The sequence below is a fragment of the Streptomyces sp. NPDC046939 genome, assembly GCF_040644575.1.
Lineage (GTDB): Bacteria > Actinomycetota > Actinomycetes > Streptomycetales > Streptomycetaceae > Streptomyces.
Genome location: NZ_JBEYWV010000003.1, coordinates 22,722 through 48,675 on the forward strand (window position 1 = coordinate 22,722; position 25,954 = coordinate 48,675).

Sequence of the window (25,954 nt, forward strand, 5' to 3'; positions counted from 1 at the left end):
GTCCTAGTAAATGTCGATGGCGAACCGCTCACACAGCCGAGTGCGAGCGGTTCGGCGGAACCGGAACAGGGCCGCTTACGCCTTGGCGAGCTTCGTGCCGTCCTCGGTGACCTTGGCCTCCAGCTCCGCCGAGACCTTGCGCTCCACGAAGAACGCGGCCGTCGGGATGGTGCCCGCGATCAGCACCCACAGCTGCTTGCCGACCGGCCACTTCGCCTTGGACCCGAGGTCGAAGGCGAATACCAGGTAGATGACGTACAGCCAGCCGTGCGCGATGGCGATGACGCGCGTGGCGTCCGCCGCGCCGTCCATACCGAGCGCGTACTTGGCGATCATGCCGAGACACAGGAGGACCAGGAGCACACCGGTCACGTAGGCCATGATCCGGTAGCGGGTCAGCACGCTCTTCTTCATGGGACGAGCGTAACCGCCCGATTTGCGCGATCTTCAGCCGGGTTCGCTCGCGTCACCCGCCCGCCGGACGACGTCACTCCTCGTCGAAGTCGTGCGCCGCCACCCGCAGCGGCCGCAGCATCGCGAAGATCTCCGCGCACTCCTCGGCGTCGTACACGCCGAGCCCGAAGTCCATCGCCATGAGGTCGCGGGTCGCCGACTCGACGACCTCGCGGCCCTTGTCGGTGATGGTGGCGAGCGTGCCGCGCCCGTCGTTGGGGTTGGGGCGCTTGGCGACGAGGCCCGACTTCACCAGCCGGTCGACCGTGTTGGTGACCGACGTGGGGTGCACCATGAGGCGCTCCCCGATCTTGGACATGGGCAGCTCACCCTCTTTGGAGAAGGTGAGCAGCACCAGCGCCTCGTAGCGCGCGAACGTGAGCCCGTAGGGCTTGACGACGGCGTCGACCTCGCCGAGGAGGATCTGGTGCGCGCGCATGATCGAGGTGATGGCGCCCATGGAGGGCACGGATCCCCAGCGCTGCTTCCAGAGTTCGTCGGCGCGGGCGATCGGATCGAAGGCAAGACTGAGCGGCTTCGGCACGCCTCCGACCTTACCGGCCGGTCATATGGTGGTCAGCCCTGTCTCGCTCTTTGGCCGCCCGAGGCCATCCGGTCCCGGTTCAGCCGTCGGCGAGGTGGCGCTCGACGGTCGCCACCTTCGAGCTGAGCCCGTCCGTGACGCCCGGCCGGATGTCCGCCTTCATGACGACGGACACCCGCGGCGCCCGCGCCTCGACCGCCGCGACGGCGCGCTTGACGACGTCCATGACCTCGTCCCACTCGCCCTCGACCGAGGTGAACATCGCGTCGGTGCGGTTCGGCAGGCCGGACTCGCGGACGACGCGGACCGCGTCGGCCACGTACTCGCCCACGTCCTCGCCGACGCCGAGCGGGGTGACGGAGAAGGCGACGATCACGCGTTCACGATCCCTTCCTGGCGGGCGCGGGCGGCGATGACCTGGCTGACCGCGTCCTCGGCCTCCCGCTTCAGCTTGCGCTCGGCGAAGAAGCCGCCGGTCGGCAGGACGGAGAGGACGAAGTAGAGGGCCGCGCGGCCGAAGCTCCACTTCGTACGGTTCCAGGCGTCCAGCCAGAAGAGCACGTAGAGCACGAAGAGGATGCCGTGCACCATGCCCATCACCGGCACCGCGTTGAAGTCGGTCGTGCGCTTCAGGACCGAGCAGACGATGAGCAGGAGGAACGAGACGGCCTCCGGCGCGGAGACGAGGCGGAGTCGGCGGAGGGCTGAGGCGGTCTTGATGTCCACGGGGCACCTTCGGCGTAGAGCGACTGGAGTGACGGGCGGCGTCGATCTTGTGAAACGACGCACAAGCGTTCCTCATTGTGGCATCGCGCGCCGCCGGACCTGTCGGCGGGCTCCCCGGGCCGGTTACCTTCGATCCGTGGCAACGTTCCGGCTGCAGGGCAGCAAGATGCTCGCCGTCGACATGACGGGCGACAGCGTCAAGGCGAAGAACGGGTCGATGGTCGCGTACGACGGCCGGATGACGTTCAAGAAACTGACCGGTGGCGGTGAGGGGCTCCGCGGGATGGTGACGCGCCGCATCACCGGTGAGCAGATGGTGGTCATGGAGGTGAAGGGGCAGGGCACCTGTTGGTTCGCCGACCGGGCCAGCGAGATCAACCTGGTGGAGTTGCGCGGCGACAAGCTGTTCGTGGAGTCGAGCAATCTGCTGTGCACGGACGCGGGGCTGCGCACCGGCACCTCCTTCACCGGGATGCGCGGCGCCTCGCAGGGCAACGGCCTCTTCACCACCACCGTCGAGGGGCACGGCCAGGCCGCGATCATGAGCGACGGGCCGGCGGTCGTCCTGCGGGTCAGCCGCGACTACCCGCTGACCGTCGACCCGGGCGCGTACATAGCCCACCAAGGCAACCTCCACCAGTCGTTCCAGTCGGGCGTCACCTTCCGTACGTTCCTGGGGGAAGGCGGCGGTGAGGCGTTCCAGATCCGGTTCGAGGGCGACGGGCTCGTCTACGTCCAGCCCAGTGAGCGCAACACGATCGCGGGAGATGTCTGAGATGCCGCCGGTGAACTTCCGGGAGATCAACTCGAAGATGGTCGAGGTGACCGTCGTGCCGGGGCAGCGGCTCTACAGCCAGCGCGGCGCGATGCTCGCCTACAAGGGGGACGTCTCCTTCACCCCCAACGTGCAGGGCGGGCAGGGTGGCGTGATGTCCATGCTGGGGCGGCGCGTGGCCAATGAGGCGACGCCGCTGATGACCGTCGAGGGCAGCGGGACCGTGCTGTTCGGGCACGGCGGCCACCACGTGCAGGTGATCACGCTCTCCGGCGACACGCTGTACGTGGAGGCGGACCGGCTGCTCGCCTTCGAAGGGACGCTGCAACAGGGCACGATGTTCATGGGCGCGCAAGGAGGCGTCATGGGCATGGTGCGCGGCCAGGTCACCGGCCAGGGCCTGTTCACGACGACGCTCAAGGGGCACGGGTCCGTCGCCGTCATGGCGCACGGCGGGGTCATCGAGGTGCCGATCTCGCCGGGCCGTGAGGTGCACGTGGACCCGCAGGCGTACGTCGCCCACCACGGGGACGTACGCAACAAGCTGTCGACGGCGCTCGGCTGGCGGGACATGGTGGGCCGCGGCAGCGGCGAGGCGTTCCAGCTGGAGCTGAGCGGGAGCGGCGCGGTGTACGTCCAGGCCTCGGAGGAGAAGCTGTGAGCGGCGTGAGTGGCCCTGTGGTCTTCGACCCCATGACGTTGCCCGTCGACGACAACGTCAACGCGTACACCTTCTGTGTGGAGCTGAAGGGCAGCCAGTGGTTCCTGCAGAAGGGGAAGATGATCGCCTATTACGGGCGGATGGAGTTCAACGGCATCGGGCACGGCCGCCTCGACCGGCTCGTGCGGACCTCGTTCCACTCGCCGCTGCACGCGAGCGACTGGGTGGTGGCGGAGGGCAGCGGCAAGATGCTGCTCGCGGACCGGGCCTTCGATGTGAACTCGTACGACCTGGATGACGGCAATCTGACCATTCGGGCGGGCAATCTGCTCGCTTTTCAGCCAAGTCTCGCGCTGAAGCAATCGATTGTGCCGGGCTTTCTGACACTCATTGGCACCGGCAAATTCGTAGCGGCTTCAAACGGTCCGGTGGTCTTCATGGAACCGCCCGTCCGTGTGGACCCGCAGGCCCTGGTCGGCTGGGCCGACTGCCCTTCGCCGTGCCACCACTACGACCATGGCTACCTGACCGGCGTGATCGGCGGTCTACGTGCGATGACGGGCGTCGGCGGCGTCTCCGGCGAGGAGCACCAGTTCGAGTTCGTCGGCGCGGGGACGGTGCTGCTCCAGTCCAGCGAGGCGCTGATGCCGGAACCGCTGACGGGTGACGTACCTCACCAAGCGGGCGTCCCGGGCGGCGGGCCGGGTGCGGGCGCAGGTCAGCCACCGGCACCGCGCCTTCCCGGACAGCTCGGGGACCTCCAGCGTCGCTTCGGGCTGTGAGCGGTAGTCTGCGGAGTGTGACGTCGAACGCGTGACCCAATGCGATCGGCAGGGGGCGCGGAGGCGTCACCACCCCCACATTCGTTCACCTTTCAACTTCTTAGGTAGAATCGATACATGGAGACCGACACGGCCACGCGATGGCTGACCGACGAGGAACAGTGCGCCTGGCGCACCCACTTGGAAGTCAACAGGCTGCTCAACTATCAGCTGGAGAAGGATCTCCAGCCCTTCGGGCTGACGATGAACGACTACGAGATCCTCGTGAACCTCTCCGAGGCCGAGGAGCTGCGGATGCGGATGAGCGACCTGGCGGCCGCGACCCTGCAGTCCAAGAGCCGGCTCTCGCACCAGATCACCCGTATGGAGAACGCGGGCCTGGTACGCCGCGAGAACTGCGAGTCGGACCGGCGCGGCCTGTACACCGTGCTCACCGACTTCGGCCTGGAGACCATGCAGAAGGTCGCCCCGCACCATGTGGCGTCCGTGCGGCAGCACTTCGTGGACCTGGTCCCGCCGGGGGCGCTGGCCGACCTCTCCAAGGCGCTCGCCCCCATCGCGGAACACCTGCGTTCGCAGCGCGGCAAACCGTGACAGGTGCGAATGCCGTGGGTCATGGAGGACCGCCGACTTCCTCCGTGACCCACCTTTTCCGCACACTTTTCCTCGACTGACCCACCGATCCGGTCGACCCACCGATCCGGTCGACCTACCGATCAGGTTGACCTACCCGTCAGGTCGGCCCACCCATCAGGTCGACGGCAGCCCGAGTTCGAACAGGGCTCCTCCCTCCGGCGCGGCGCGCACCGTCAGCGTGCCGCCGTGCCGCTCGGCCACGTCCCGGGCGATGGCGAGGCCCAGGCCCGCCCCGCCGCCGTCCCGGGACCGCGCGTCGTCCAGCCGTACGAACCGCTCGAAGATCCGCTCCCGCTCGCCCTCCGGCACGCCGTCGCCGTCGTCCGCCACGCCCAGGACCGCCCGGCCCCGCTCGACGGCCAGGGTGACGCGGACACCCGTACGGGCGTGCCGCTGCGCGTTGTCCACCAGGTTGCCGAGCACCCGCGCCAACTGGGACCGGGAGCCGGTCACCCGCGCACTCCCCCGGGCCGCCACCGTCACCGGGAGCCGGTCGCCGGTCCGCTGCGAGAGCTCCTCGCGGACCAGGGCGGCGAGATCGACCTCGGCCGCGCCCGGCTTCTCCCCCGCGTCCAGACGGGCGAGCAGCAGCAGATCGGCGGCCAGCTCCTGCAGCCGTACGGTGTCCTCCACGGCGCCCGGCACATCGAGCAGCTCCGGATGGGCCGCGCCCACCTCCAGCTGGGTGCGCAGGCTCGCGATCGGGCTGCGCAGCTCGTGCGAGGCGTCCGCGACGAACCTGCGCTGCCGCTCCACGGCGTCCTCCAGGGCGGCCAGGGTCTCGTTCGTGGTCCGCGCGAGACGGGCCACCTCGTCGTGCGTGTCCGGTTCAGGCACGCGGCGGGCCAGGTCCCGGGAGGCGGTGACGGCGGCCATCTCGGCGCGGATGGCCTCGACGGGCCGCAGCGCGCGCCGGGTGACCAGCCAGGTGACGCCGCCGACGACCACGAGCAGCACCGGGAAGCCGATCAGCATGGCGGTCAGGGCCGAGGAGACCGCGCCCTGTTCGGCGGAGAGCGGGGCGCCCGCGTGGACGGTCAGTTCGCCGTACGCGGTGTCCTCGACGGTGACCTCGGCGAAGCGGTAGTCGGCGCTGTCGCCGTCGATCGTGGCGCTGCCGCTCGTGAAGTCGGTGGAGTCGGAGACCTTGCCGGGGCGCGCCCTGTCGTCCTCGCCCGGATGGTCGTCGCGGTCGTCGCCGTCGTCGCCGCCGTCGGCCGTCTTGGCGGGGACGGGTCGCACCGCGCGCGTGCCGGTGCCGTCGATGCGCTCCAGGTCCTCGGAGGCGGCCACGAGACGGCCGTCCTCGTCGACGACCTGGACGGGCTGTTCCTCGTCGTCCAGGTCGAGGGCGTCGGGCGCGGTGCCGGTGGCGAGGGCGGTGGCGATGCGGCGCGCGCCCGCGTCGGCGGCGCTGTCCGCCTGCCCCGTGAGGTCGGCGCGCAGGGCGAGCAGCACGCCGGCGCCCGCCGCGACCAGGGCGAGCGCGACGACGAGGGTGGCGGCGAGCGCGGCACGCGCGCGTACGGAGCCGAAGACACGCCTCACCGGGGCGCCTCCAGGCGGTAACCGGCGCCGCGCACCGTGCGGATCAGGGAGGCGTCGAGCTTGCGGCGCAAGGCGCTCACATACACCTCGACGATGTTCGGGTCGCCGTCGTAGGCGAAGTCCCAGACGTGCTCCAGGATGTCGGCCTTGGAGACGACCTCGCCCGCGCGCGTGACGAGCTGCTCCAGGACGGAGAACTCCTTCGCGGTGAGCGGCACCTCGCCGTCCTCGCGGTGGGTGACGCGGCGGGCGGCGGTGTCCACGGCGTACGGGCCGACCGTACGCACGGGCGAGGCGCTGCCCGCGCTGCCGCGGCGGCGCAGCAAGGCTTTGACGCGGGCGACGAGGACCACGTACGAGAACGGCTTCGTCAGGTAGTCGTCGGCGCCCGTGTCGAGCCCCTCCGCCTCGTCGTACTCGCCGTCCTTCGCGGTGAGCATGAGGATCGGCACGTCGTTGCCGGCGGCGCGCAGGGCGGCGCAGACGCGGTAGCCGTTCATGCCCGGCAGCATGATGTCGAGGATCACCAGGTCGTACGCGCCGTCGCCCGCCCGGTGCAGGCCCTCCAGGCCGTCGTGGACCACGTCGACGGCGTGACCCTCGGCGGTGAGCCCCTTGGCGAGCGACAGGGCGAGCCGCTTTTCGTCCTCCACGATCAGCAAGCGCATGGCAGCAAGGGTGGCAGGCCGTACCTGAAGAAAGCTTCAGGGTGCTTCAGCGGGGCTTCAGGGTCAGTTCGGCAGGTTGGTCTCCGAAGCAGCGTATTTCGCGAACGGGAGAACCTCATGAAGCGCCGTACGACCGTCATCTCCGCCATCGCCGTCGTCGCCCTGCTGGGCGGGGGCGCGGCCACCGCGGTGGCCGTCGCCGACGACGACGGCTCGTCGTCGGCCCCCAAGTCGAGCGTCCGCGTCAAGGACGACGGTGTCAGTGACGCCCAGGAGAACGCCAACGAGGCCAAGGGCGCCAAGGTCAAGGCCGAGGACGCGATCGCCGCCGCCCTCAGGCACACGCCGGGCACCGCGACCGGCGCCGAGCTCGACTCCGACGACGGCCGCCTGGTCTGGGAGGTCGATGTCATCGGCTCCGGCGCCACGTGGCACGACGTCGACGTCGACCCCGGTACGGGGAAGGTGCTCGGCGCGCACAGCGAGAAGGACGACGACGGGGACGCGGCGCGCGTCGCCTCCGCGCTGAGGAAGGCGCCCGTGTCCGCCGAGGACGCGGCCCGCGCCGCCGCGGCCAAGGGGACGGTGACCTCGGTCGACGCCGACGACGACGGCTCGGTCCAGGTCTGGGAGGTCACGACGACGTCCGCGAACGGGAAGCAGCGGGACTGGCGGGTCGACCTGCGGTCGGGCGCGGTGAGCGTGGATCACCCGGCGGACGACGCGGACGGCGCGGACGACGGCGGCGACGACGACTGAGCCGCCTCGCGGGTGCGGGCCGGACGCGCCCGTACGGCGATGAGTCCCGCCAGCAAGGGAGCCGCCGCCGCTGCCACGAAGCACAGGGGCAGCGGCGCACGGCCGACCAGGAGACCGATCCCTGCCGTGCCGCCCGAACCGCCCGTGCCCGAAAAGCGGCACCGACTGCCGCGACCCTGCTCTGCCCGCGGACGCCCCGCGCAGGCACGAAAGCCGCGCGGACCACCCCGCGCCGATCCACCGGCAGCAACCGGCACAAGCCAGGCCGGGCGGCGAACGCCGGGCCTGATCTGCCCGGGACGCCCCGTGCAAGCGCACCAGGCGCCCGCGGCGCCCCGAGCCGCTATCGCCGCGCCCGGTGCGAGGTCGGCATCATCGGCACACGCCAGGGGCCGGGTGCAGCCCGGAGGGCTCAGGTGCTGGTCAGGCCCTCCACCAGTTCGTCCGCCGCGCGGTACGGGTCCAGCTCACCTGTCACGATGCGCTCCGCCAGGGCGCCGAGTCTGCGGTCGCCCGAGAGGTCGCCGATGCGTTCGCGGAGGGCCGTGACCGCGATCGTCTCGACCTCGCGGGCGGCACGGGCCGTGCGGCGCTCGGCGAGGACGCCGCGCTCCTCCATCCAGGCGCGGTGCTTCTCCAGGGCCTCGACGACCTCGTCGACGCCCTCGCCGCGCGCCGCGACCGTCTTGACGATCGGCGGGCGCCAGTCCCCGGCGGCGCGGGCCTCGCCGAGGCCGAGCATGTGGTTCAGCTCGCGGGCGGTGGCGTCGGCGCCGTCGCGGTCGGCCTTGTTGACCACGTAGACGTCGCCGATCTCCAGGATTCCGGCCTTGGCCGCCTGGATGCCGTCCCCCATGCCGGGGGCGAGGAGCACGACGCTCGTATCGGCCTGCGCGGCGATCTCGACCTCGGACTGGCCGACGCCGACGGTCTCGACCAGGATCACGTCGCAGCCGGCCGCGTCCAGGACGCGGATGGCCTGGGGCGCGGCCCAGGCGAGGCCGCCGAGGTGGCCGCGCGTGGCCATGGAGCGGATGTAGACGCCGGGGTCGGAGGCGTGTTCGGACATGCGCACCCGGTCGCCGAGGAGCGCGCCACCGCTGAACGGCGAGGACGGGTCGACGGCGAGCACCCCGACCCGCTTCCCGGCCCGCCGGTACGCGCTGACCAGCGCAGACGTGGATGTCGACTTGCCGACCCCGGGCGATCCGGTGAGCCCGACCACGTACGCGTTCCCGGTGAGCGGGGCGAGCGCGGCCATGACCTCACGGAGCTGCGGGGACGCCCCCTCCACCAGGGAGATCAGCCGGGCCACGGCGCGCGGCCTGCCTTCTCTCGCCTGGGCGACCAGCGTGGGGACGTCCTGCATCACAGCTCCGTTCGGTCGGGCTCGTACAACTGTCGCGGTTACGCCTTCGGTACCCGTACCACCAGCGCGTCACCCTGACCGCCACCGCCGCACAGGGCGGCCGCGCCGACGCCGCCGCCGCGCCGCTTCAGCTCCAGGGCGAGGTGGAGGACGAGGCGGGCGCCCGACATGCCGATGGGGTGGCCGAGGGCGATCGCGCCGCCGTTGACGTTGACCTTGTCGGCGGAGACGCCGAGGTCCTTCATGGACTGGACGGCGACGGCCGCGAACGCCTCGTTGATCTCGATGAGGTCGAGGTCGGAGACTTCGAGGCCCTCCTTCTTCAGGGCGTGCGCGATCGCGTTGGACGGCTGGGACTGGAGCGAGTTGTCCGGGCCCGCGACGTTGCCGTGCGCGCCGATCTCGGCGATCCACTCCAGGCCGAGCTCGATCGCCTTGGTCTTGCTCATGACGACGACGGCGGCGGCGCCGTCGCTGATCTGCGAGGACGTGCCCGCGGTGATCGTGCCGTCCTTGGCGAAGGCGGGGCGCAGCTTGGCCAGCGTCTCGGTGGTGGTGTCGCCGCGGATGCCCTCGTCCTTGCTGAAGAGGACCGGGTCGCCCTTGCGCTGCGGGATCTCGACGGGCGTGATCTCCGCCTCGAAGACGCCCTTGGCCTGGGCGGCGGCGGCGCGCTGGTGGGAGAGCGCGGCGAACTCGTCCTGCTCGGGGCGGGCGATGCCGAGGCGGGTGTTGTGCTTCTCCGTCGAGGCGCCCATGGGGATGTTCTCGAAGGAGTCGGTGAGCCCGTCGAACGCCATCGCGTCGAGCATCTCGATCGCGCCGTACTTGTAGCCCTCGCGGGACTTGGGCAGCAGGTGCGGCGCGTTGGTCATGGACTCCTGGCCGCCGGCGACGACGACGTCGAACTCGCCGGCGCGGATGAGCTGGTCGGCGAGGGCGATCGCGTCGAGGCCCGAGAGGCAGACCTTGTTGATCGTGAGCGCCGGGACGTTCATCGGGATGCCCGCCTTGACGGCGGCCTGGCGCGCCGGGATCTGCCCCGCCCCGGCCTGCAGCACCTGACCCATGATCACGTACTGCACCTGGTCGCCACCGATCCCCGCACGGTCGAGGGCGGCCTTGATCGCGAATCCTCCGAGATCGGCTCCGGAGAAGGACTTGAGGGACCCGAGGAGGCGGCCCATGGGCGTGCGCGCTCCCGCGACGATCACTGAGGTGGTACCGGTCGTTCCAGACATGAGGCACGGCCCCTTGGGGATGAGGAGTGAACGAGGGTTTACTCGAATGTACTGAGCGGTACGCCGCACGTCATCGCCGGACAAGTGTGATCGCGCGCACGTTGCGTAATCGGCCCGGACCGCGCTGCACTTACCACATGCTGACGCGAATCGACCACATCGGGATCGCCTGCCACGACCTCGACGCCACCGTCGAGTTCTACCGGGCCACCTACGGCTTCGAGGTGTTCCACACCGAGGTCAACGAGGAGCAGGGCGTGCGCGAGGCCATGCTCAAGATCAACGAGACGAGCGACGGCGGCGCCTCCTACCTGCAGTTGCTGGAGCCGACCCGCGAGGACTCCGCGGTGGGCAAGTGGCTGGCCAAGAACGGTGAGGGCGTCCACCACATCGCCTTCGGCACCGCCGACGTGGACGCGGACGCGGCGGACATCAGGGGCAAGGGCGTACGCGTGCTCTACGACGAGCCGCGCCGGGGGTCGATGGGGTCGCGCATCACGTTCCTGCACCCCAAGGACTGCCACGGTGTGCTCACCGAACTCGTCACCGCCGCCTCGCAGGAGAACACGGAGCACTGACCTCCGCATACTTGGGCCGGTAGGGTTGGGGGGCGGCTGCCGCGTGCAAGCGGGACGACGGGGCAGCCGTGGGCCGGGGTCCGGGTATCGGGGGACGAGGGTCGGCGGAGTCGGGCTGCGCACAGGCAAGCCCGGGGCGCCGCCGTTCTCGATCTGACACCATTCCCCGGTGAGCCCCGTCCGGCGGACGGACGGAGCTCGTCAGGCAGTACTTGCGACCAGGGGACGGATGGGACCGCGCAGTGCGGGGCTACGAGAGCCAGGACGGCCACAAGCCGGCTGAGACCGACCATCTCTCGCGGTTCGAGGCCGAGATGGACCGGCTGAAGACCGAGCGGGAGAAGGCCGTCCAGCACGCCGAGGACCTGGGCTACCAGGTGGAGGTGTTGCGCGCCAAGCTGCACGAGGCGCGGCGCAGCCTCGCGATGCGGCCCTCCTACGACGGGGCGGACATCGGCTACCAGGCCGAGCAGTTGCTCCGCAACGCCCAGATCCAGGCCGAGCAGCTGCGCGCGGACGCCGAGCGCGAGCTGCGGGAGGCCCGCGCGCAGACGCAGCGCATCCTCCAGGAGCACGCCGAGCAGCAGTCGCGGCTCCAGGCGGAGCTGCACGCCGAGGCGGTCAACCGGCGCCAGCAGCTCGACCAGGAGCTGGCGGAGCGCCGCCGCACGGTCGAGAACCACGTCAACGAGAACGTGCAGTGGGCCGAGCAGTTGCGGGCCCGCACCGAGCAGCAGGCCCGCCGCCTCCTCGACGAGTCACGCGCCGAGGCCGACCAGACGCTCGCCGCCGCCCGCGCGGAGGCCGAGCGGGTCGCCGCCGAGGCCCGCCGCCGCCTGACCGACGAGGCGGAGAACGCGAGCGCCCAGGCGCAGGCGCTCCTCGCCCGCGCCCGCCAGGACGCCGAGCGGCTGTTGAACGCGGCGTCGGCGCAGGCCCAGGAGGCCACCGACCACGCGGAGCAGCTGCGCTCGTCGACGACGGCCGAGTCGGACGCCGCCCGGCGCCAGGCGAGCGAGCTGAGCCGCGCCGCCGAGCAGCGCATGAGCGAGGCCGAGGCCGCGCTGCGCGAGGCCCGCGCCGAGGCCGACAAGGTGCTGACCGAGGCCAAGGAGGCGGCGGCCAAGCAGCTGGCGACCGCCGAGTCCGCCAACGAGCAGCGCACGCGGACGGCCAAGGAGCAGGTGGCACGGCTCGTCGCGGAGGCGACCAAGGAGGCGGAGGCCACCAAGGCGGAGGCCGAGCTGCTCGTCGCCACCGCCCGCGCGAACGCCGAGCAGCTCATCGCCGAGGCCAAGGAGAAGGCCCGTACGGCGACGGCCGAGGAGACGGCGAGCGAGCTGGCGAAGGCGGCGCGCACCGCCGAGGACGTGCTCAACAAGGCGTCCGAGGAAGCGAAGTCGACGACGAAGGCGGCGGCCGAGGAGGCCGAGCGGATCCGCGCCGAGGCCGAGGCCGAGGCGGACCGGCTGCGCGCCGAGGCGCACGACATCGCCGAGCAGCTCAAGGGCAGCGCGAAGGACGACACCAAGGAGTACCGCGCCAAGACGGTCGAGCTGCAGGAGGAGGCGCGGCGGCTGCGCGGCGAGGCCGAGCAGTTGCGCGCCGAGGCCGTCGAGGAGGGCGAGCGGATCCGGGCCGAGGCCCGTCGCGAGGCCGTCCAGCAGATCGAGGAGTCCGCGAAGACGGCCGAGGAGCTGCTTGCCAAGGCGCGGGCCGACAGCGACGAGCTGCGCACCGCGGCGACCGCCGAGAGCGAGCGGGTGCGCACCGAGGCGATCGAGCGGGCCACGGCGCTGCGCAAGCAGGCCGAAGAGACCCTGGAGCGTACGCGCGCGGAGGCGGAGCGCTTCCGTACCGAGGCCGAGGAGCAGGCGGAGGCCGTCCGCGCCGAGGCGGAGCGCGCCGCGCAGGAGCTGAAGGACGACACCGAGCGCGCCATGAGCGCCCGGCAGGAGGAGGCCGCCGCCGAGCTGGCCCGGCTCCACACGGAGGCCGAGGAGCGCCTGGCGGCTGCCGAGACGGCGCTGAGCGACGCCCGCGCGGAGGCCGGGCGGCTGCGCAAGGAGGCGGCCGACGAGAGCGAGCGCCTGCGCGCGGAGGCGGCGGAGCGCGCCCGTACGGTGCAGGCGCAGGCCGAGGCGGAGGCCGAGCGGCTGCGCACGGAGGCGGCGACGGACGCCGCGACGGCGCGTTCCGAGGCGGAGAACGTGGCGGTGCGGCTGCGCTCCGACGCCGCGACCGAGGCCGAGCACCTCAAGACGGAGGCGCAGGAGACGGCGGACCGCATCCGTTCCGAGGCGCGGAACGCGGCGGAGCGGATCGCGACGGAGGCCGCCGAGACGCTGGCCGCCGCGCAGGAGGAGGCCGCCCGCAGGCGCCGCGAGGCCGAGGAGACGCTCGGCAGCGCGCGCGAGGAGGCCGACCAGGAGCGCGAGCGGGCCCGCGAGCAGAGCGAGGAGCTGCTCGCGGTGGCGCGGGCGCGCGTCGAGGAGGCGCAGGCCGAGGCGGCCCGGCTCGTCGCGGAGGCGGACACCCGGGCGACCGAGATGGTGGCGGCCGCCGAGCAGACCGCGCAGCAGGTCCGGGACTCCGTGGCCGGGCTCCAGGAGCAGGCGCAGGAGGAGATCACCGGGCTTCGCTCGGCCGCCGAGCACGCGGCGGAGCGCACCAAGCAGGAGGCGCAGGAGGAGGCGGACCGGGTCCGCGCCGACGCGCACGCGGAGCGCGAGCGCGCCACCGAGGACGCCGCCCGCGTCCGCAGCGAGGCGAACGCCGAGGCGGAGGCCGCGAAGACGCTCGCCGAGCGCACGGTCGCGGACGCGATCGCCGAGGCGGAGAAGTTGCGCTCGGACGCCTCCGAGCACGCCCAGCGGGTCCGTACCGAGGTCTCCGACCTGCGGGCCGCCGCCGACCAGGACGCGTCCCGTACGCGCGCGGAGGCCCGCGAGGACGCGAACCGGATCAGGTCCGACGCCGCCGCGCAGGCCGACACCCTGATCACGGAGGCGACGGCCGAGGCGGAGCGTCTGACGGCGGAGGTGAACGCGGAGGCGGAGCGTGTCCGCGCCGAGTCCACCGCGAAGGCCGAGGAGCTGGTGGCCGCCGCGACCGCGGAGGCCGAGAAGCTGCACGCCGAGTCGACGGCCGCGGCGGAGCAGTTGGCGAACGACACGCGCGCCGAGGCGGACCGGGTCCGCGCCGAGTCCGTCGCCCAGGCCGAGAAGCTGATCTCGGACGCGACCGGGGACGCGGAGCGGCTGCGCGCCGAGGCCGCCGAGACGGTCGGCTCCGCGCAGGCGCACGCGGAGCGGATCCGCAGCGACGCCGAGCGGGTCAAGGCGGACGCGGCGGCGGAGGCCGAGCGGCTGCGGACGGAGGCGCGCGAGGAGGCCGAGCGCACCCTGGACGAGGCCCGCAAGGACGCCAACAAGCGGCGCACCGAGGCCGCGGAGCAGGTCGACAAGCTCATCACGGAGTCCACCGCCGAGGCGGAGAAGCTGACGCGCGAGGCGCGGGAGGCGGCGCAGAAGACGACGGCGGACGCCGAGGCGCAGGCCGACACGATGGTCGGCGCGGCCCGCAAGGAGGCCGACCGCCTCGTCGCCGAGGGCACGGTCGAGGGCAACCTGCGCGTGGAGAAGGCCCGTACGGACGCGGACGAGCTGCTCGTCGGTGCCCGCCGGGACGCGACGCAGATCAGGCAGCGCGCCGAGGAGCTGCGCGACCGGATCACGGCCGAGATCGAGGAGCTGCACGAGCGCGCGAGGCGCGAGTCCGCGGAGGCCATGAAGAACGCGGGCGAGCGGTGCGACGCGCTGGTCAAGGCCGCGGAGGAACAGCTCGCCGAGGCGCAGGCCAAGGCCAAGGAGCTGCTCAGCGACGCCAATTCGGAGGCGAGCAAGGTCCGTATCGCGGCGGTGAAAAAGGCCGAGGGCCTGCTCAAGGAGGCGGAGCAGAAAAAGGCCGAGCTGTCGCGCGAGGCGGAAAAGATCAGGGCCGATGCGGAGGCCGAGGCCACGGCCATGATCGAAAAGGGCCGGCGCGAGCTCGATGTCCTGGTCAGGCGCCGCAAGGACATCAATGCCGAGATCTCCCGTGTCCAGGACGTGCTGGAGGCGTTGGAGACTTTTGAGACGTCGTCCGGCGGCGGGGGCAAGGACAGCGGCGTCAAGGCTGGGGCCGCGGCGGGCGCCACACGTTCGAGTGGCAAGGGGGCTGAGGGCTAGCCAAGAGCACCACTACCGTGCTTCGCACTGACCTTCGACCCTGTATCTGGCAAGTACTTCCGGGGCCACGCCACTCAAAAGGAGTGTCATTCTCCAGATCAAACGGGCATACGCTCGATGACACGCCGCTACGACCCCTAGGATTCCCCCTATCACCTCACCGGTCTCATTCGACAGGAACCCCATGAGCGACACTTCCCCCTACGGCTTCGAGCTTGTGCGGCGTGGGTACGACCGCGCTCAGGTGGACGAACGAATCTCCAAGCTCGTCTCCGACCGTGACAGCGCTCTTGCTCGAATCACTGCTCTGGAAAAGCGCATCGAGGAGCTCCACCTCGAGACGCAGAACGCCCAGGCCCAGGTGAACGACGCGGAGCCGTCGTACGCCGGGCTCGGCGCGCGCGTCGAGAAGATCCTCCGCCTCGCCGAGGAGGAGGCGAAGGACCTGCGCGAGGAGGCCCGCCGCGCCGCCGAGCAGCACCGCGAGCTGGCCGAGTCCGCCGCCCAGCAGGTGCGCAACGACGCCGAGGCGTTCGCCGCCGAGCGCAAGTCCAAGGCCGAGGACGAGGGCGTCCGGATCGTCGAGAAGGCGAAGGGCGAGGCGACCCAGCTCCGCACCGACGCGCAGAAGGACGCGCAGCAGAAGCGCGAGGAGGCCGACGCCCTCTTCGAGGAGACCCGCGCCAAGGCCGCGCAGGCCGCCGCCGACTTTGAGACGAACCTGGCCAAGCGCCGCGAGCAGTCCGAGCGGGACCTGGCGTCGCGTCAGGCCAAGGCCGAGAAGCGCCTCGCCGAGATCGAGCACCGCGCCGAGCAGCTCCGTCTGGAGGCGGAGAAGCTGCGCACCGACGCCGAGCGCCGCGCCCGCCAGACGGTGGAGACCGCCCAGCGCCAGGCCGAGGACATCGTGGCCGACGCCAACGCCAAGGCGGACCGCATCCGCAGCGAATCCGAGCGTGAGCTCGCCGCGCTGACGAACCGTCGCGACTCGATCAACGCGCAGCTCACCAATGTGCGCGAGATGCTGGCCACGCTCACGGGGGCGGCTGTCGCTGCCGCTGGGGCCCCGGCCGATGACGAGCCCGCCTCGCGGGGTGTGCCTGCGCAGCAGTCCCGGTAATTCTGGTTGTGGGGTGACTGCGGGACCGCCGTGGCTGGTCGCGCAGTTCCCCGCGCCCCTGGCGGGGCTGGGCGCGCCCCGCGGCGGAGCCGCTGATCGAAACAGCCCCGCGCCCCTGGGGCGACTGAAGCCCCCTGCGCTGAACAAGTGGCAGGGGGCTTTTTCGCGCCGTAGCGTTGCCGCATGATCGAGGTTGCGGGGCTCACCAAACGGTACGGCGAGAAGACCGCCGTCGACGACCTGACGTTCTCCGTGCGGCCCGGCATCGTCACGGGCTTCCTGGGGCCGAACGGCGCGGGCAAGTCGACCACGATGCGCATGATGCTCGGCCTGGACAATCCGACCGCCGGCACGGTCCGCATCGACGGCAAGCACTACGCCCAGTTGAAGAACCCCTTGCGCCACATCGGCGCGCTCCTGGACGCCAAGGCGATGCACGGCGGCCGCAGCGCCTACAACCACCTGCTCTGTCTGGCGCAGTCCAACGGGATCCCGCGCAGCCGGGTCGATGAGGTCCTGGACACGGTCGGCCTGACGGCGGTCGCCAAGAAGAAGTCCAAGGGGTTCTCGCTCGGCATGGGCCAGCGGCTCGGCATCGCGGGCGCGCTCCTCGGCGACCCGCGCATCCTGATGTTCGACGAGCCGGTCAACGGGCTCGACCCCGAGGGCATCCACTGGATCCGCACCCTCATGAAATCGCTCGCCTCGGCCGGGCGCACGGTCTTCGTCTCCTCGCACCTGATGAGCGAGATGGCGCTCACCGCCGACCACCTCGTCGTCATCGGCCAGGGCCGGCTCCTCGCCGACACCACCATGGCGGACTTCATCCGGCAGAACTCGCGCAGCTACGTACGGCTGCGCTCGCCCCAGCGCGAACGGCTCCTCGACGTGCTGCACGAGGCGGGCATCACTGTCGTCGAGGCGGGTGACGGCGCCCTGGAGGTCGACGCGCACTCCGCCGAGGAGCTGGGCGACCTGGCCGCGAGCCATCGGCTCACCCTGCACGAACTCAGCCCCCAGCAGGCCTCGCTCGAGGAGGCGTTCATGCGGCTGACCGCCGAGTCCGTCGAGTACCACGCCCACTCGGGCTCGCCCGCCGCCCCGCAGTGGGGCGCCGACGCCAACCGGAAGGGGGCCTGAGATGGCCGTCGCCCAGGTCCTGCGTTCCGAGTGGACGAAGATCAGGTCGGTGAACTCGACGGCCCTGACCCTCGGCCTCGCCGTCGTCGTCTCCGTCGGCCTCGGCATGCTGATCAGCGCCCTGTCGAAGAACGAGTTCGACAAGCTGTCCGCCGAGGACAAGCTGACCTTCGACCCGACCTTCACCGCCTTCTCCGGACTCACTCTCGGCCAGCTCGCCCTCGTGGTCTTCGGCGTCCTGGTGGTGGCGAGCGAGTACAGCACGGGCATGATCCGCACCTCGCTCGCGGCGGTCCCGCAGCGCGCCACGTTCCTCTTCTCCAAGATCGCGGTCGCCACGTTGCTCGCGCTCGTCGTCGCCCTGGTCACCAGCTTCGCCGCGTTCTTCCTCGGCCAGGCGATGCTCGGGAACCACAGCACGGACCTCGGCTCCCCGAACGTGCTGCGCGCGGTCATCGGCGCCGCCCTCTACATGACGCTGATGGCCATGTTCGCGATGGGCGTCGCGGCGATCCTGCGCTCCCCCATGCTGTCGCTCGGCATCCTCATGCCGTTCCTCTTCCTGGTCTCCCCCATCCTCGGCAACGTCTCCGCGACGAAGAAGGTCGCCCAGTACTTCCCCGACCAGGCCGGTTCGAAGATCATGCAAGTGGTGATCCCGCCGGACGACGACACCCCGTACGGGCCCTGGGGTGGGCTGCTGATCCTGGCGCTGTGGGCCGTGGTGGCCATGGTGGTCGGTTACGCGCTGCTGAAGAAGCGCGACGCGTAGCGCCTCGGGAGGCTCGGGCAGGGCCGCCGAACCCTTTACTCACTCTTGGCCGGAACCGTCAGCGCCCGGATATCCTCCTAACCCTTACGGGGGCGTGTGCCCCGACGTCCTGAACCTTTCAGAACCTTCCGATGGGTGCGGAGAATGATCGAGGCAGTCGGCCTGACGAAGCGCTACGGCGCCAAGACGGCCGTGTACAACCTTTCCTTCCAGGTGCGGCCGGGGACCGTCACCGGCTTCCTCGGGCCCAACGGTTCGGGCAAGTCGACGACGATGCGTATGATCCTCGGCCTCGACCAGCCGACCACCGGGCACGTGACCATCGGCGGCTATCCGTACAACAAGCTGCCGAACGCGCCGCGGCAGGTCGGCGCGCTGCTCGACGCCAAGGCGATGCACGGCGGCCGGGCCGCCCGCAACCACCTGCTGTGCCTGGCCCAGCTCGCGGGCATCCCGGCCCGCCGCGTCGACGAGGTGCTCGGCGTCGTCGGCCTCCAGGACGTCGCCAAGCGGCGCTCGAAGGGCTTCTCGCTCGGCATGGGCCAGCGGCTCGGCATCGCCGCCGCGCTCCTCGGCGACCCGCAGGTCCTCCTCTTCGACGAGCCGGTCAACGGCCTGGACCCCGAGGGCATCCTCTGGGTCAGGAACCTGATGAAGACGCTCGCCTCCGAGGGCCGCACCGTCTTCGTCTCCTCGCACCTGATGAGCGAGATGGCGCTCACCGCCGACCACCTCATCGTCATCGGGCGCGGACAACTGCTCGCCGACATGAGCGTCACGGACTTCATCTCGCACAACTCGGCCGACTTCGCCCGGGTCCGCACCCCCGACAGCGAGCCGCAGCAGCGCGAGAAGCTGACCGCCGCGCTGACCGAGGCGGGCGGCCAGGTGCTGCCCGAGCAGGACGGCGCGCTGCGGGTCACGGGTCTGCCGCTGCCGCGCATCAGCGACCTCGCGCACGACGCCGACGTACGGCTGTGGGAGCTCTCCCCGCACCAGGCGTCCCTCGAGGAGGCGTACATGCGGATGACGCAGGGCGCCGTCGACTACCGCTCCACCGCCGACCAGCTCGCCGGGTTCCAGCAGCCGCTGCCGCCCGGCGCGCTGCCGCCGCAGCAGATGCCGGTCGTGGGGCAGGGCCAGCCGGGCTGGTACGCCCCGCCGCCGCCCCAGGCGCAACCGCAGCCGGCGCCCGGCGCGAACCCGTACGCGGCGCCGGTCGCACCCGCGCAGGCCCCCGCGCCCGCCCAGGCGCCCGCGCCCCAGCCGCCCGCCGCCGCTCCGACCATGGACAAGGACGACGCCCGATGAGCACGCCGCCCCCGCCCTACGCCGCCCCGCAGCAGCCCCCGGCGATGCCTGTCGGGCAGGCGCTCCCGGGCTCGTACACCTCACCGATCCCCGTGCGCCGCGCGCACCTCGGGGACGCGCTCGCCTCGGAGTGGACGAAGATCCGCACGGTGCGCTCCACGATGTGGACCCTCGGCGTGATGGTGCTGCTCATGCTCGGCATCGGCCTGGCGTCGGCGGCGATCGTCGCGGCGGCCGACAGCAGCACGGAAGTGGGCCCGGACGATGTGCTCGGCCTCGGCTTCTTCGGCGTGCTCCTCAGCACCATCTGCGTGATCACGCTCGGCGTCCTGACGATCGCGTCGGAGTACGGCACCGGCATGATCCGTACGACGATGACGGCCTGCTCCAGCCGGAGCCGGGTGCTGGCCGCGAAGGCGATCGTCTTCTTCACGCTGGCCTTCGTGCTGACGACGGTGCTCGCGGTCATCGTGTCCGTGCTGCAGGTCGGCATCCTGGATGTCGGCTCGCCCAGCGGCTCGCAGTGGTTCAAGGCGACCGTCGGCGTGGGCCTGTTCGTCGGGCTGCTCGGTCTGCTGGGCCTGGCCGTCGGCACGCTCGTGCGGCACTCGGCGGGCGCGATCACCATCATGATCGGCATCGTGCTGCTGCCGCTGGTCCTCGCGATGTTCATGTTCTCGGACTCGCTCAAGGACCTCCAGCAAGCCCTCTTCGAGTACTCGATCCCCAGCCAGCTCGCGGTGCTCTACGGCGACTCGGTGGCGGGCGGCTCAGGACCGTCCGGCTGGGACCCGCTGTGGATCATGGGTGTGATCACGGCGGTGGCGCTCGGCGGCGCCTTCCTCACCCTCAACAACCGCGACGTGTAGCGCGGCCTCAGTACCGCGGCGCGCTCCGGGACCGCTGCACCTTCGTGGTGCGGCGGTCCTTCGCGTTCCAGCACGCCTTGTGCCAGTGGCGGCGGTCGTCCACGCCGCCGTACTCCGGCCACGCCACGACGTGTGCGACCCGGGACGGGATCTCCTGGTCGCAGCCCGGGCAGCGGTACGTCTTGCCGGCCGCGCTCGCGCCCGCCACGTGGCGTACGCACCACTCCTCGCCCTGCCAGCTCTCCGTGGACTGGAACCCGCCGTAGCGCTGCCCCTCGTCCTCGCTGCTGCCTGTGGACGGCCCGCCGGCCTTCGGACGGTTGCGGCGCGGGGACACGGCTCACCTCACGGAGTGTGCGTACGGAGTCGGGGTGCGTGTCCAGCGTACGCCGCGCCGAGTGGGGTACTCGCCGGGTCACCCTGTCAAGGTTCTGCGGAAAATCCTCCAATCCGCATGCGTAGCCGTGCCCTTGGCACTTGTCAGCCGTTATTGCCTTCAGGGGGAGTGCCGCGTCGGCGCCAAGGAAGGCAGGAAGGCGATGCGCGTAGGAACATTCGTACTGGCAGCCCAGTTCCCGGGCCAGGGACAGGGGGAGGCGCTGCACCGCGCGGTGCGGTCGGCCGAGGTCGCCGAGGAGGCCGGTCTTGACTCGGTGTGGCTCGCCGAGCACCACTTCGTGCCGTACGGGACGTGCCCGTCGGCGATCACCCTCGCCGCCCTGCTGCTCGGCCGCACGCAGACCCTGCGGGTCGGCACGGCGGTGAGCGTCCTGCCGACGGCGCACCCGGTGGCCCTGGGCGAGCAGGCGGCCCTGCTGCACCTCACCTCCGGCGGGCGGTTCTCGCTCGGCGTCGGGCGCGGCGGGCCCTGGGTCGACCTGGAGGTCTTCGGCGCGGGCGTCGAGGCGTACGAGCAGGGGTTCCCCGACTCGCTCGACCTGCTCCTGCGCTGGCTGCGCGAGCCGAGGGTGGCGGGCGAGGGCGAGCGGTTCGCCTTCCGCGAGGTGCCGGTGGTGCCCCGCCCGGCGGAGGCGATCGGCGGGACGGACCCGGCGGGCCCCGAGGTCGTCGTCGCGTGCACGTCGCCGAGGAGCGTGCGGCTCGCCGCCGAGCGCGGACTGCCCATGCTCCTCGGCATGCACATCGGTGACGAGGAGAAGGCCGAGATGGTCGCCCTGTGGCGGCGGTGCGCGCTGGAGGCCGGGCGTCCGGCCGCCGACATAATCACGGCGCCCCATGTCTCCGCCGGGGTCGCCCAGGTCGGTGACGACCGCGCGGAGGCCACGGAGGCTCTCCTGAAGGCGATGCCGGGCTGGCTGAAGCAGGGGCTCGACGCCCATGTGACGGTGGACGGGCGGGCGCGGTCGATGCGGGACCCGTTCGCCTACACGGAGTTGTTGTGCGGGCTGCATCCGGTCGGCACGCCGCAGTTGTGCGCGGACCGGCTCGCGGCCACGTCCGAGCGGACCGGCATCACCCGGTTCGCGCTCCTGGTCGAGGGCTCCGGCGACCTCGCGACGACGGAGGAGAACGTACGGCGTCTGGGCGCGGAGGTACTGCCCCAGCTCGGCTGAGGCCGGTCGCTCGACACCGCCCCGCCGCCATGCCTGTCGTCCCGTACTGATGCACCTCCCGCGTACGGGACGGCAGGCATTCCGGGTTCAGCCGTCAGCAGTCACGGAGTTCCGGTGACTGGTTGAGCAACTGATTGCGGACCGAGGTGAAGCGGGCCAGCGTCTCGTCCACCGCCGGGTCCTGCGGGAACACCGCGACCCGGTGGCAGTTCTGGAAGGCGAGCCGTACACCGAAGTGCCGCTGGAGGGCGCCGCGAATCGCGTCACTCGCGAGCGCGCGCAGCAACTGCCCACGTGCCTGCTCGTTGGGCGGCGGCGTCTGGTTGTCGGCGAACTCTCCGCCGTCGACCTTGAGCTGAGCCACCAACGAGCTGACCATCTCCCACGCGTAGGGCAGGGAGGTCCGGACGCAGTCGACGAAATCCGCTTCGTCGACCTCGCCTCGCTCGGCCTGTTCCAACAGTGCCGGTGAGACGTCGAGCGACATGGGTTCTCCTCTCGCACCCCCAAGGGAGCGGGGGTTGACGGACAGACCAGGAGCCCACGGCACGACCCTCCGAACACGCAGCGTGCACGCGCCGCGACCTCCTGCTTCTACGGTAGGCAACGCATCCGGGCCGCAACAGGGCGTGCAACGCCTGGTTCGCACACAACCGGCCAATAACGAACGGGTGGGTTCCGGATGATAAAGGGCGTCCACCGGGGCTCCCAGGGCGTCATGGGGGCCAAGGGGCGGGCGAATCGCGTCGACGGGCGGGCGTCGAGTAGCGTTGCCGACCATGCGTCTTGTCATCGCCCGCTGCTCCGTGGATTACGCGGGCAGGCTCACCGCCCATCTCCCCCTCGCCCCGCGCCTCATCCTCGTGAAGGCCGACGGCAGCGTCTCCATCCACGCGGACGACCGCGCCTACAAGCCCCTCAACTGGATGTCGCCGCCGTGCACCCTGAAGGAGGGCACCGGGGACGACGCGGGCGTCTGGACCGTCATCAACAAAGCGGGCGAGAAACTGATCATCACGATGGAGGAGATCCTGCACGACTCCTCCCATGAACTGGGTGTCGACCCGGGGCTCATCAAGGACGGCGTGGAAGCGCACCTCCAGGAGCTGCTCGCCGACCGCATCGAGACGCTCGGCGAGGGCTACACGCTGATCCGGCGCGAGTACATGACCGCGATCGGGCCCGTCGACATCCTGTGCCGTGACGCCGAGGGGCGGACCGTGGCCGTCGAGATCAAGCGGCGTGGGGAGATCGACGGGGTCGAGCAGCTCACGCGCTACCTGGAGCTGTTGAACCGGGATCCGCACCTGGCGCCGGTCCGGGGCATCTTCGCCGCCCAGGAGATCAAGCCGCAGGCCCGGGTTCTCGCGACCGACCGGGGTATCGGCTGCACCGTCCTCGACTATGACGCCATGCGGGGTATCGAGGACGACAAGCTGCGGTTGTTCTAGAGCCGGCCAGGGGTGCGGGGGGCTGCGCGCCCGGCCATGACGAAGCCGCAGCCGCGTCTGCTCGGTACATGAGCAGACGCGGCTGCGGCTTTGTCGTGGCTGAGCGCGCAGTTCCCCGCGCCCCTTACGGGGCTTCGGTCGCGCTTGATGTGAGGGGGGCCGAGTTGGTGGTCGTGCCCGGGGGTGTCTGCGGCGGGGTCGTCGTCGGCGTCGGCGTCGGCGTTGGGGTCGGGGTGGGCGTAGGGGTCGGCGTGGGCGTCGGCGTGTGCGACGTCGGCGGCCTGCTCGTGGGCGGCTTCGACGTCGGCGGCCTGCTCGTCGGCGAGTGGCTCGGGGTCGTCCCCGGGGTGTGGGGCGTGCCGGAACCGCTGGGGCTGCCCGACGGCGAGACGCTGGCCCAGGACGTGGGCGTCGGGTCGTCCGCCGTGCCCACGATGCCGTCCGCGCCGGGGTCGCTCGGGGCCGAGGAGGCGGAGCCGCTCGTGCCGCCGCCGCGCGGGGCCTCCTCCGCGCCGAGGTCGCCGGTGTTCTCCTCCGCCGTCGCGGACGGCTTCGTGCCGACCTTGTCGGAGGGCGGGTCGTCATTGCCGGACGTGGCGCCCAGTGTGACGACCGTGCCGAGCACCGCCACGAGGAGCGCGCCGGCCCCGGCGGCGACGAGGTTGCGCCGGGTGCCGCGGATGATCGACCTGCGGGTGGGCGGCTTGCCGCCGACGACCGTCGGGGCGGGTACGGGCGTGGGCACGGGCGGCACCTTGCGGGTGGCGACCGTGTCCGGTTCCTGGGGCGGCACGGGCAGCGGGTACGCGGCCGGGACGCCGCCGGGCGGCGACGCCGACTCCTCGTGCATCGCGTCCGGGACCTCCTCGCCCGCGGCGGTGCGCCCGCCGGGCAGGACGCCGCCGGAGCGGTCCGCGACGAGCGCGAGCGCGCGGCGGCCCGCGATCGTGCCCCGCTTGTCGGCGAGGGCGCCGCGCAGGCCGATGGATGCCTCCAGTTCGGCGCGGGCCCGGTCGAGGTTGCCGCCGAGGAGCGCGAGGATGCCCAGCTCGTGGTGGAAGTAGGCCTCGTCGGGCACCTCGCCGGAGAGCCGGGACGCCTCCTGGCCGGAGCGCAGCGCGCGCTCCCAGGCGCCCCAGGCGAACCCGGCGGCGAAGGCGGGGGCGGCCGCGCGGGCCAGCTCGACGGCCGGGCTCGTCCCGTCCTCGGGCGGTGTGGTGCCGGGGACGAGGACGGTCAGCGCGGCGAGCACGGCGTCGGCCTCGGCGGCGACCCGCTCGGGGCCGACGGAAGGGTGCGCGGCCCACCAGGCGTAGTGCCGGGCGGCGGTGTGCGCGTACTCGACGGTGTCCTCGGCGAAACCGACGGCCTCCAACTGCACCCGCACGCCGGAGGCGAGGCGGTAGCGGCCGCCGACGGAGGTGACGAGGGCGCAGGAGACGAGTTCGGCGAGCGCGGCGTCGGCATGGGTGTCGCCGACGAGGGCGGGGAGGTGCGCCTGGTGCGGAACCTCGCCGCCGAGCGCGACGGCGAAGCGGAGGGTGGCGCGGGCCGAGGCGCTCATCCGGGAGGCGAGCAGCGCGGCGGGCGCGGCCCCGTCGGCGAGGGAGGGCAGCGGGACGTCGGGGCCGTCCTCGACGTCGTAGGAGGTGTCGAGGAGGGGGGCGTCGGCGGGTTCGGCGTCGGGGCCCTGCTTCAGGCCGAAGGCGTCGAAGCCGTCGGGGTCGGCGCGGAGCACGTCACGCTGGCGCAGCAGGGCGCCGGCCTGCGCGAACCGCAGGGGCAGGCCCTCGGACTCGAACCAGAGGTCACCGGCCCACTGCGCCTCGTCCTCGGAAAGGACGCGGCCGACGGCGCGTTCGAGGAGTTCGAGTCCGGCACCGCGGCTGAGGCCGCCGAGGAACACCTCTTCGACGAGGGAGTCGGCGGACGGCGCGGCGACGTCGGGGGTCGCCGCGAGCAGGAAGGCGCACTCGGGCGTGGCGTCGAGGAGCTCGTCGAGCGCGGCGCCGCCGAACTCCAGGTCGTCGAGGACGACGACGGCGCCGATCTCGTGGACGAGTTCGAGCAGGAGGGCGCGGTCCGGGCGGTGCAGCGGGGCGTCGTAGACGGTGGTGAAGAGGTCGTGCAGGAGGTCGGCCGGGGTGCGGCGGTGGCCGGAGAGGCGGACGACACCGTCGGGCGCGATGTCGGCGCAGTCCTCGGCGACCTGGTCGAGCAGCGCGGTGCGGCCGGAGCCCGAGGGCCCGGTGAGCCGGACGGAGCGGCCGCGCGCGAGGAGGCGGGCGAGGCGCTCGCGCTCCTCCTGGCGCTCCAGGAGGGGGAGGCGGGGCAGCGCGGGCCCGGGCGGCAGCGGCGGGCGGGCGGCGCGCGCGAGTTCGGCGCGGTCGGCGGCGGCGCGCTTGGCGGGCCGGGCGGGGCGCCGGTCGGGCGGGCAGGCTTCGATCTCGCTGCCGTCGACGGGGTTGACGGTCAGGAGGTAGTCGCCGGAGACGAGCTGCACGGTGCGGGCGAGTGCGGGCGACGGCTGGCCGAAGTCGGGCGTGAACTGGTCGCGCGGTGGGCGCCTGCCGCCGGCGGACGGGTCGTCGCGCTGGTCCTGGCCGAAATTATCCGGTCCGAGGTTGTTCGGGTCCATGGTCAAAGCCCCCCAAAAGCGTGGTGCGCCTTCTGCCCTCCCGGCCTGTGCACACTGCGCTGTCGCTTCTGGTCCGGTCCCGCGTGGCGGGTTCGTCATGACGCGGGCGA

General features: G+C 72.0%; 25 protein-coding genes. 14 read left to right on the forward strand and 11 right to left on the reverse strand.

Annotated elements, in window-relative coordinates; genetic code table 11:
• Positions 1 to 75 precede the first annotated feature (75 nt).
• The 4 genes from ABZ877_RS04055 to ABZ877_RS04070 all read right to left on the reverse strand — a co-directional run bounded on the left by ABZ877_RS04055 (position 76) and on the right by ABZ877_RS04070 (position 1,723).
• Complete coding sequence (locus tag ABZ877_RS04055) at positions 76 to 414, reverse strand: DUF3817 domain-containing protein (protein ID WP_361063948.1); 339 nt, start codon at positions 412 to 414, stop codon at positions 76 to 78.
• 73 nt (positions 415 to 487) lie between these two features.
• Positions 488 to 997: a MarR family transcriptional regulator gene (locus ABZ877_RS04060; protein ID WP_361063951.1), complete on the reverse strand. Its 510-nt coding sequence runs from the start codon at positions 995 to 997 to the stop codon at positions 488 to 490.
• A 79-nt stretch (positions 998 to 1,076) separates the two neighbouring features.
• Entirely contained in the window at positions 1,077 to 1,373 is a 297-nt protein-coding gene (locus ABZ877_RS04065) for an MTH1187 family thiamine-binding protein (protein ID WP_361063954.1), read from the reverse strand.
• Complete coding sequence (locus ABZ877_RS04070) at positions 1,370 to 1,723, reverse strand: DUF3817 domain-containing protein (protein WP_361063957.1); 354 nt, start codon at positions 1,721 to 1,723, stop codon at positions 1,370 to 1,372. Before ABZ877_RS04070 ends, ABZ877_RS04065 begins: the two co-directional genes overlap by 4 nt.
• 136 nt (positions 1,724 to 1,859) lie before the next feature.
• Here ABZ877_RS04070 and ABZ877_RS04075 point away from each other — a divergent pair, with 136 nt between their 5' ends.
• The 4 genes from ABZ877_RS04075 to ABZ877_RS04090 all read left to right on the forward strand — a co-directional run bounded on the left by ABZ877_RS04075 (position 1,860) and on the right by ABZ877_RS04090 (position 4,535).
• Complete coding sequence (locus tag ABZ877_RS04075; RefSeq protein ID WP_361063960.1) at positions 1,860 to 2,498, forward strand: AIM24 family protein; 639 nt, start codon at positions 1,860 to 1,862, stop codon at positions 2,496 to 2,498.
• A 10-nt stretch (positions 2,499 to 2,508) separates the two neighbouring features.
• A complete protein-coding gene (locus ABZ877_RS04080) occupies positions 2,509 to 3,159 on the forward strand; it encodes an AIM24 family protein (RefSeq protein WP_361064735.1) in 651 nt (216 codons plus the stop codon).
• Positions 3,160 to 3,191: 32 nt separating this feature from the next.
• Entirely contained in the window at positions 3,192 to 3,941 is a 750-nt protein-coding gene (locus tag ABZ877_RS04085; protein ID WP_361064738.1) for an AIM24 family protein, read from the forward strand.
• A 117-nt stretch (positions 3,942 to 4,058) separates the two neighbouring features.
• Entirely contained in the window at positions 4,059 to 4,535 is a 477-nt protein-coding gene (locus tag ABZ877_RS04090) for a MarR family transcriptional regulator (protein ID WP_361063963.1), read from the forward strand.
• Positions 4,536 to 4,691: 156 nt separating this feature from the next.
• Here ABZ877_RS04090 and ABZ877_RS04095 read toward each other — a convergent pair whose 3' ends face one another.
• Both ABZ877_RS04095 and ABZ877_RS04100 read right to left on the reverse strand, forming a co-directional pair.
• The gene (locus ABZ877_RS04095) at positions 4,692 to 6,125 is read right to left on the reverse strand and encodes a HAMP domain-containing sensor histidine kinase (RefSeq protein WP_361063966.1); all 1,434 of its coding nucleotides are present in this window, start codon (positions 6,123 to 6,125) and stop codon (positions 4,692 to 4,694) included.
• A complete protein-coding gene (locus ABZ877_RS04100; protein WP_361063969.1) occupies positions 6,122 to 6,793 on the reverse strand; it encodes a response regulator transcription factor in 672 nt (223 codons plus the stop codon). Before ABZ877_RS04100 ends, ABZ877_RS04095 begins: the two co-directional genes overlap by 4 nt.
• Positions 6,794 to 6,910: 117 nt before the next feature.
• On the opposite strand from ABZ877_RS04100, the gene ABZ877_RS04105 reads away from it, so the two are divergent.
• Positions 6,911 to 7,552: a PepSY domain-containing protein gene (locus ABZ877_RS04105; RefSeq protein ID WP_361063972.1), complete on the forward strand. Its 642-nt coding sequence runs from the start codon at positions 6,911 to 6,913 to the stop codon at positions 7,550 to 7,552.
• A 412-nt stretch (positions 7,553 to 7,964) separates the two neighbouring features.
• Here ABZ877_RS04105 and meaB read toward each other — a convergent pair whose 3' ends face one another.
• Together meaB and ABZ877_RS04115 are read right to left on the reverse strand one after the other, a co-directional pair.
• The gene (gene meaB / locus ABZ877_RS04110) at positions 7,965 to 8,921 is read right to left on the reverse strand and encodes a methylmalonyl Co-A mutase-associated GTPase MeaB (protein ID WP_361063974.1); all 957 of its coding nucleotides are present in this window, start codon (positions 8,919 to 8,921) and stop codon (positions 7,965 to 7,967) included.
• A gap of 38 nt (positions 8,922 to 8,959) precedes the next feature.
• The gene (locus tag ABZ877_RS04115) at positions 8,960 to 10,162 is read right to left on the reverse strand and encodes an acetyl-CoA C-acetyltransferase (RefSeq protein ID WP_361063977.1); all 1,203 of its coding nucleotides are present in this window, start codon (positions 10,160 to 10,162) and stop codon (positions 8,960 to 8,962) included.
• A 137-nt stretch (positions 10,163 to 10,299) separates the two neighbouring features.
• Between ABZ877_RS04115 and mce the strand changes: the two genes are divergently transcribed.
• The 7 genes from mce to ABZ877_RS04150 all read left to right on the forward strand — a co-directional run bounded on the left by mce (position 10,300) and on the right by ABZ877_RS04150 (position 20,181).
• Entirely contained in the window at positions 10,300 to 10,740 is a 441-nt protein-coding gene (gene mce, locus ABZ877_RS04120; RefSeq protein ID WP_361063980.1) for a methylmalonyl-CoA epimerase, read from the forward strand.
• 242 nt (positions 10,741 to 10,982) lie between these two features.
• Complete coding sequence (scy, locus tag ABZ877_RS04125; protein ID WP_361063984.1) at positions 10,983 to 14,969, forward strand: polarized growth protein Scy; 3,987 nt, start codon at positions 10,983 to 10,985, stop codon at positions 14,967 to 14,969.
• A gap of 184 nt (positions 14,970 to 15,153) precedes the next feature.
• Positions 15,154 to 16,089 (forward strand): cellulose-binding protein, encoded by a 936-nt coding sequence (locus ABZ877_RS04130; RefSeq protein WP_361063987.1) that lies wholly within the window; start codon positions 15,154 to 15,156, stop codon positions 16,087 to 16,089.
• A gap of 183 nt (positions 16,090 to 16,272) precedes the next feature.
• Positions 16,273 to 17,229, forward strand: a complete 957-nt coding sequence (locus tag ABZ877_RS04135; protein WP_361063991.1) for an ABC transporter ATP-binding protein — start codon at positions 16,273 to 16,275, stop codon at positions 17,227 to 17,229.
• Between the two features lies 1 nt (position 17,230).
• Positions 17,231 to 18,001, forward strand: a complete 771-nt coding sequence (locus ABZ877_RS04140; protein ID WP_361063994.1) for an ABC transporter permease subunit — start codon at positions 17,231 to 17,233, stop codon at positions 17,999 to 18,001.
• Positions 18,002 to 18,145: 144 nt separating this feature from the next.
• Positions 18,146 to 19,312 carry an ABC transporter ATP-binding protein gene (locus tag ABZ877_RS04145; RefSeq protein ID WP_361063997.1) on the forward strand — a complete coding sequence of 389 codons (1,167 nt, stop codon included), beginning with the start codon at positions 18,146 to 18,148 and terminating at the stop codon, positions 19,310 to 19,312.
• The gene (locus ABZ877_RS04150) at positions 19,309 to 20,181 is read left to right on the forward strand and encodes an ABC transporter permease (protein ID WP_361064000.1); all 873 of its coding nucleotides are present in this window, start codon (positions 19,309 to 19,311) and stop codon (positions 20,179 to 20,181) included. Before ABZ877_RS04145 ends, ABZ877_RS04150 begins: the two co-directional genes overlap by 4 nt.
• Before the next feature lie 7 nt (positions 20,182 to 20,188).
• Here the strand turns inward: ABZ877_RS04150 and ABZ877_RS04155 are convergent, their stop codons facing one another.
• Complete coding sequence (locus ABZ877_RS04155) at positions 20,189 to 20,518, reverse strand: ATP/GTP-binding protein (protein WP_361064002.1); 330 nt, start codon at positions 20,516 to 20,518, stop codon at positions 20,189 to 20,191.
• Positions 20,519 to 20,720: 202 nt separating this feature from the next.
• Between ABZ877_RS04155 and ABZ877_RS04160 the strand changes: the two genes are divergently transcribed.
• Positions 20,721 to 21,755, forward strand: coding sequence for an LLM class flavin-dependent oxidoreductase (locus tag ABZ877_RS04160; RefSeq protein ID WP_361064005.1), 1,035 nt, complete (start codon positions 20,721 to 20,723; stop codon positions 21,753 to 21,755).
• Positions 21,756 to 21,849: 94 nt separating this feature from the next.
• Here ABZ877_RS04160 and ABZ877_RS04165 read toward each other — a convergent pair whose 3' ends face one another.
• Positions 21,850 to 22,242, reverse strand: a complete 393-nt coding sequence (locus ABZ877_RS04165) for an SCO5389 family protein (RefSeq protein ID WP_361064007.1) — start codon at positions 22,240 to 22,242, stop codon at positions 21,850 to 21,852.
• Between the two features lie 292 nt (positions 22,243 to 22,534).
• Here ABZ877_RS04165 and nucS point away from each other — a divergent pair, with 292 nt between their 5' ends.
• The gene (nucS, locus tag ABZ877_RS04170; RefSeq protein ID WP_361064010.1) at positions 22,535 to 23,206 is read left to right on the forward strand and encodes an endonuclease NucS; all 672 of its coding nucleotides are present in this window, start codon (positions 22,535 to 22,537) and stop codon (positions 23,204 to 23,206) included.
• Between the two features lie 124 nt (positions 23,207 to 23,330).
• Here nucS and ABZ877_RS04175 read toward each other — a convergent pair whose 3' ends face one another.
• A complete protein-coding gene (locus tag ABZ877_RS04175; protein ID WP_361064013.1) occupies positions 23,331 to 25,844 on the reverse strand; it encodes an ATP-binding protein in 2,514 nt (837 codons plus the stop codon).
• Between the last annotated feature and the right edge of the window lie 110 nt (positions 25,845 to 25,954).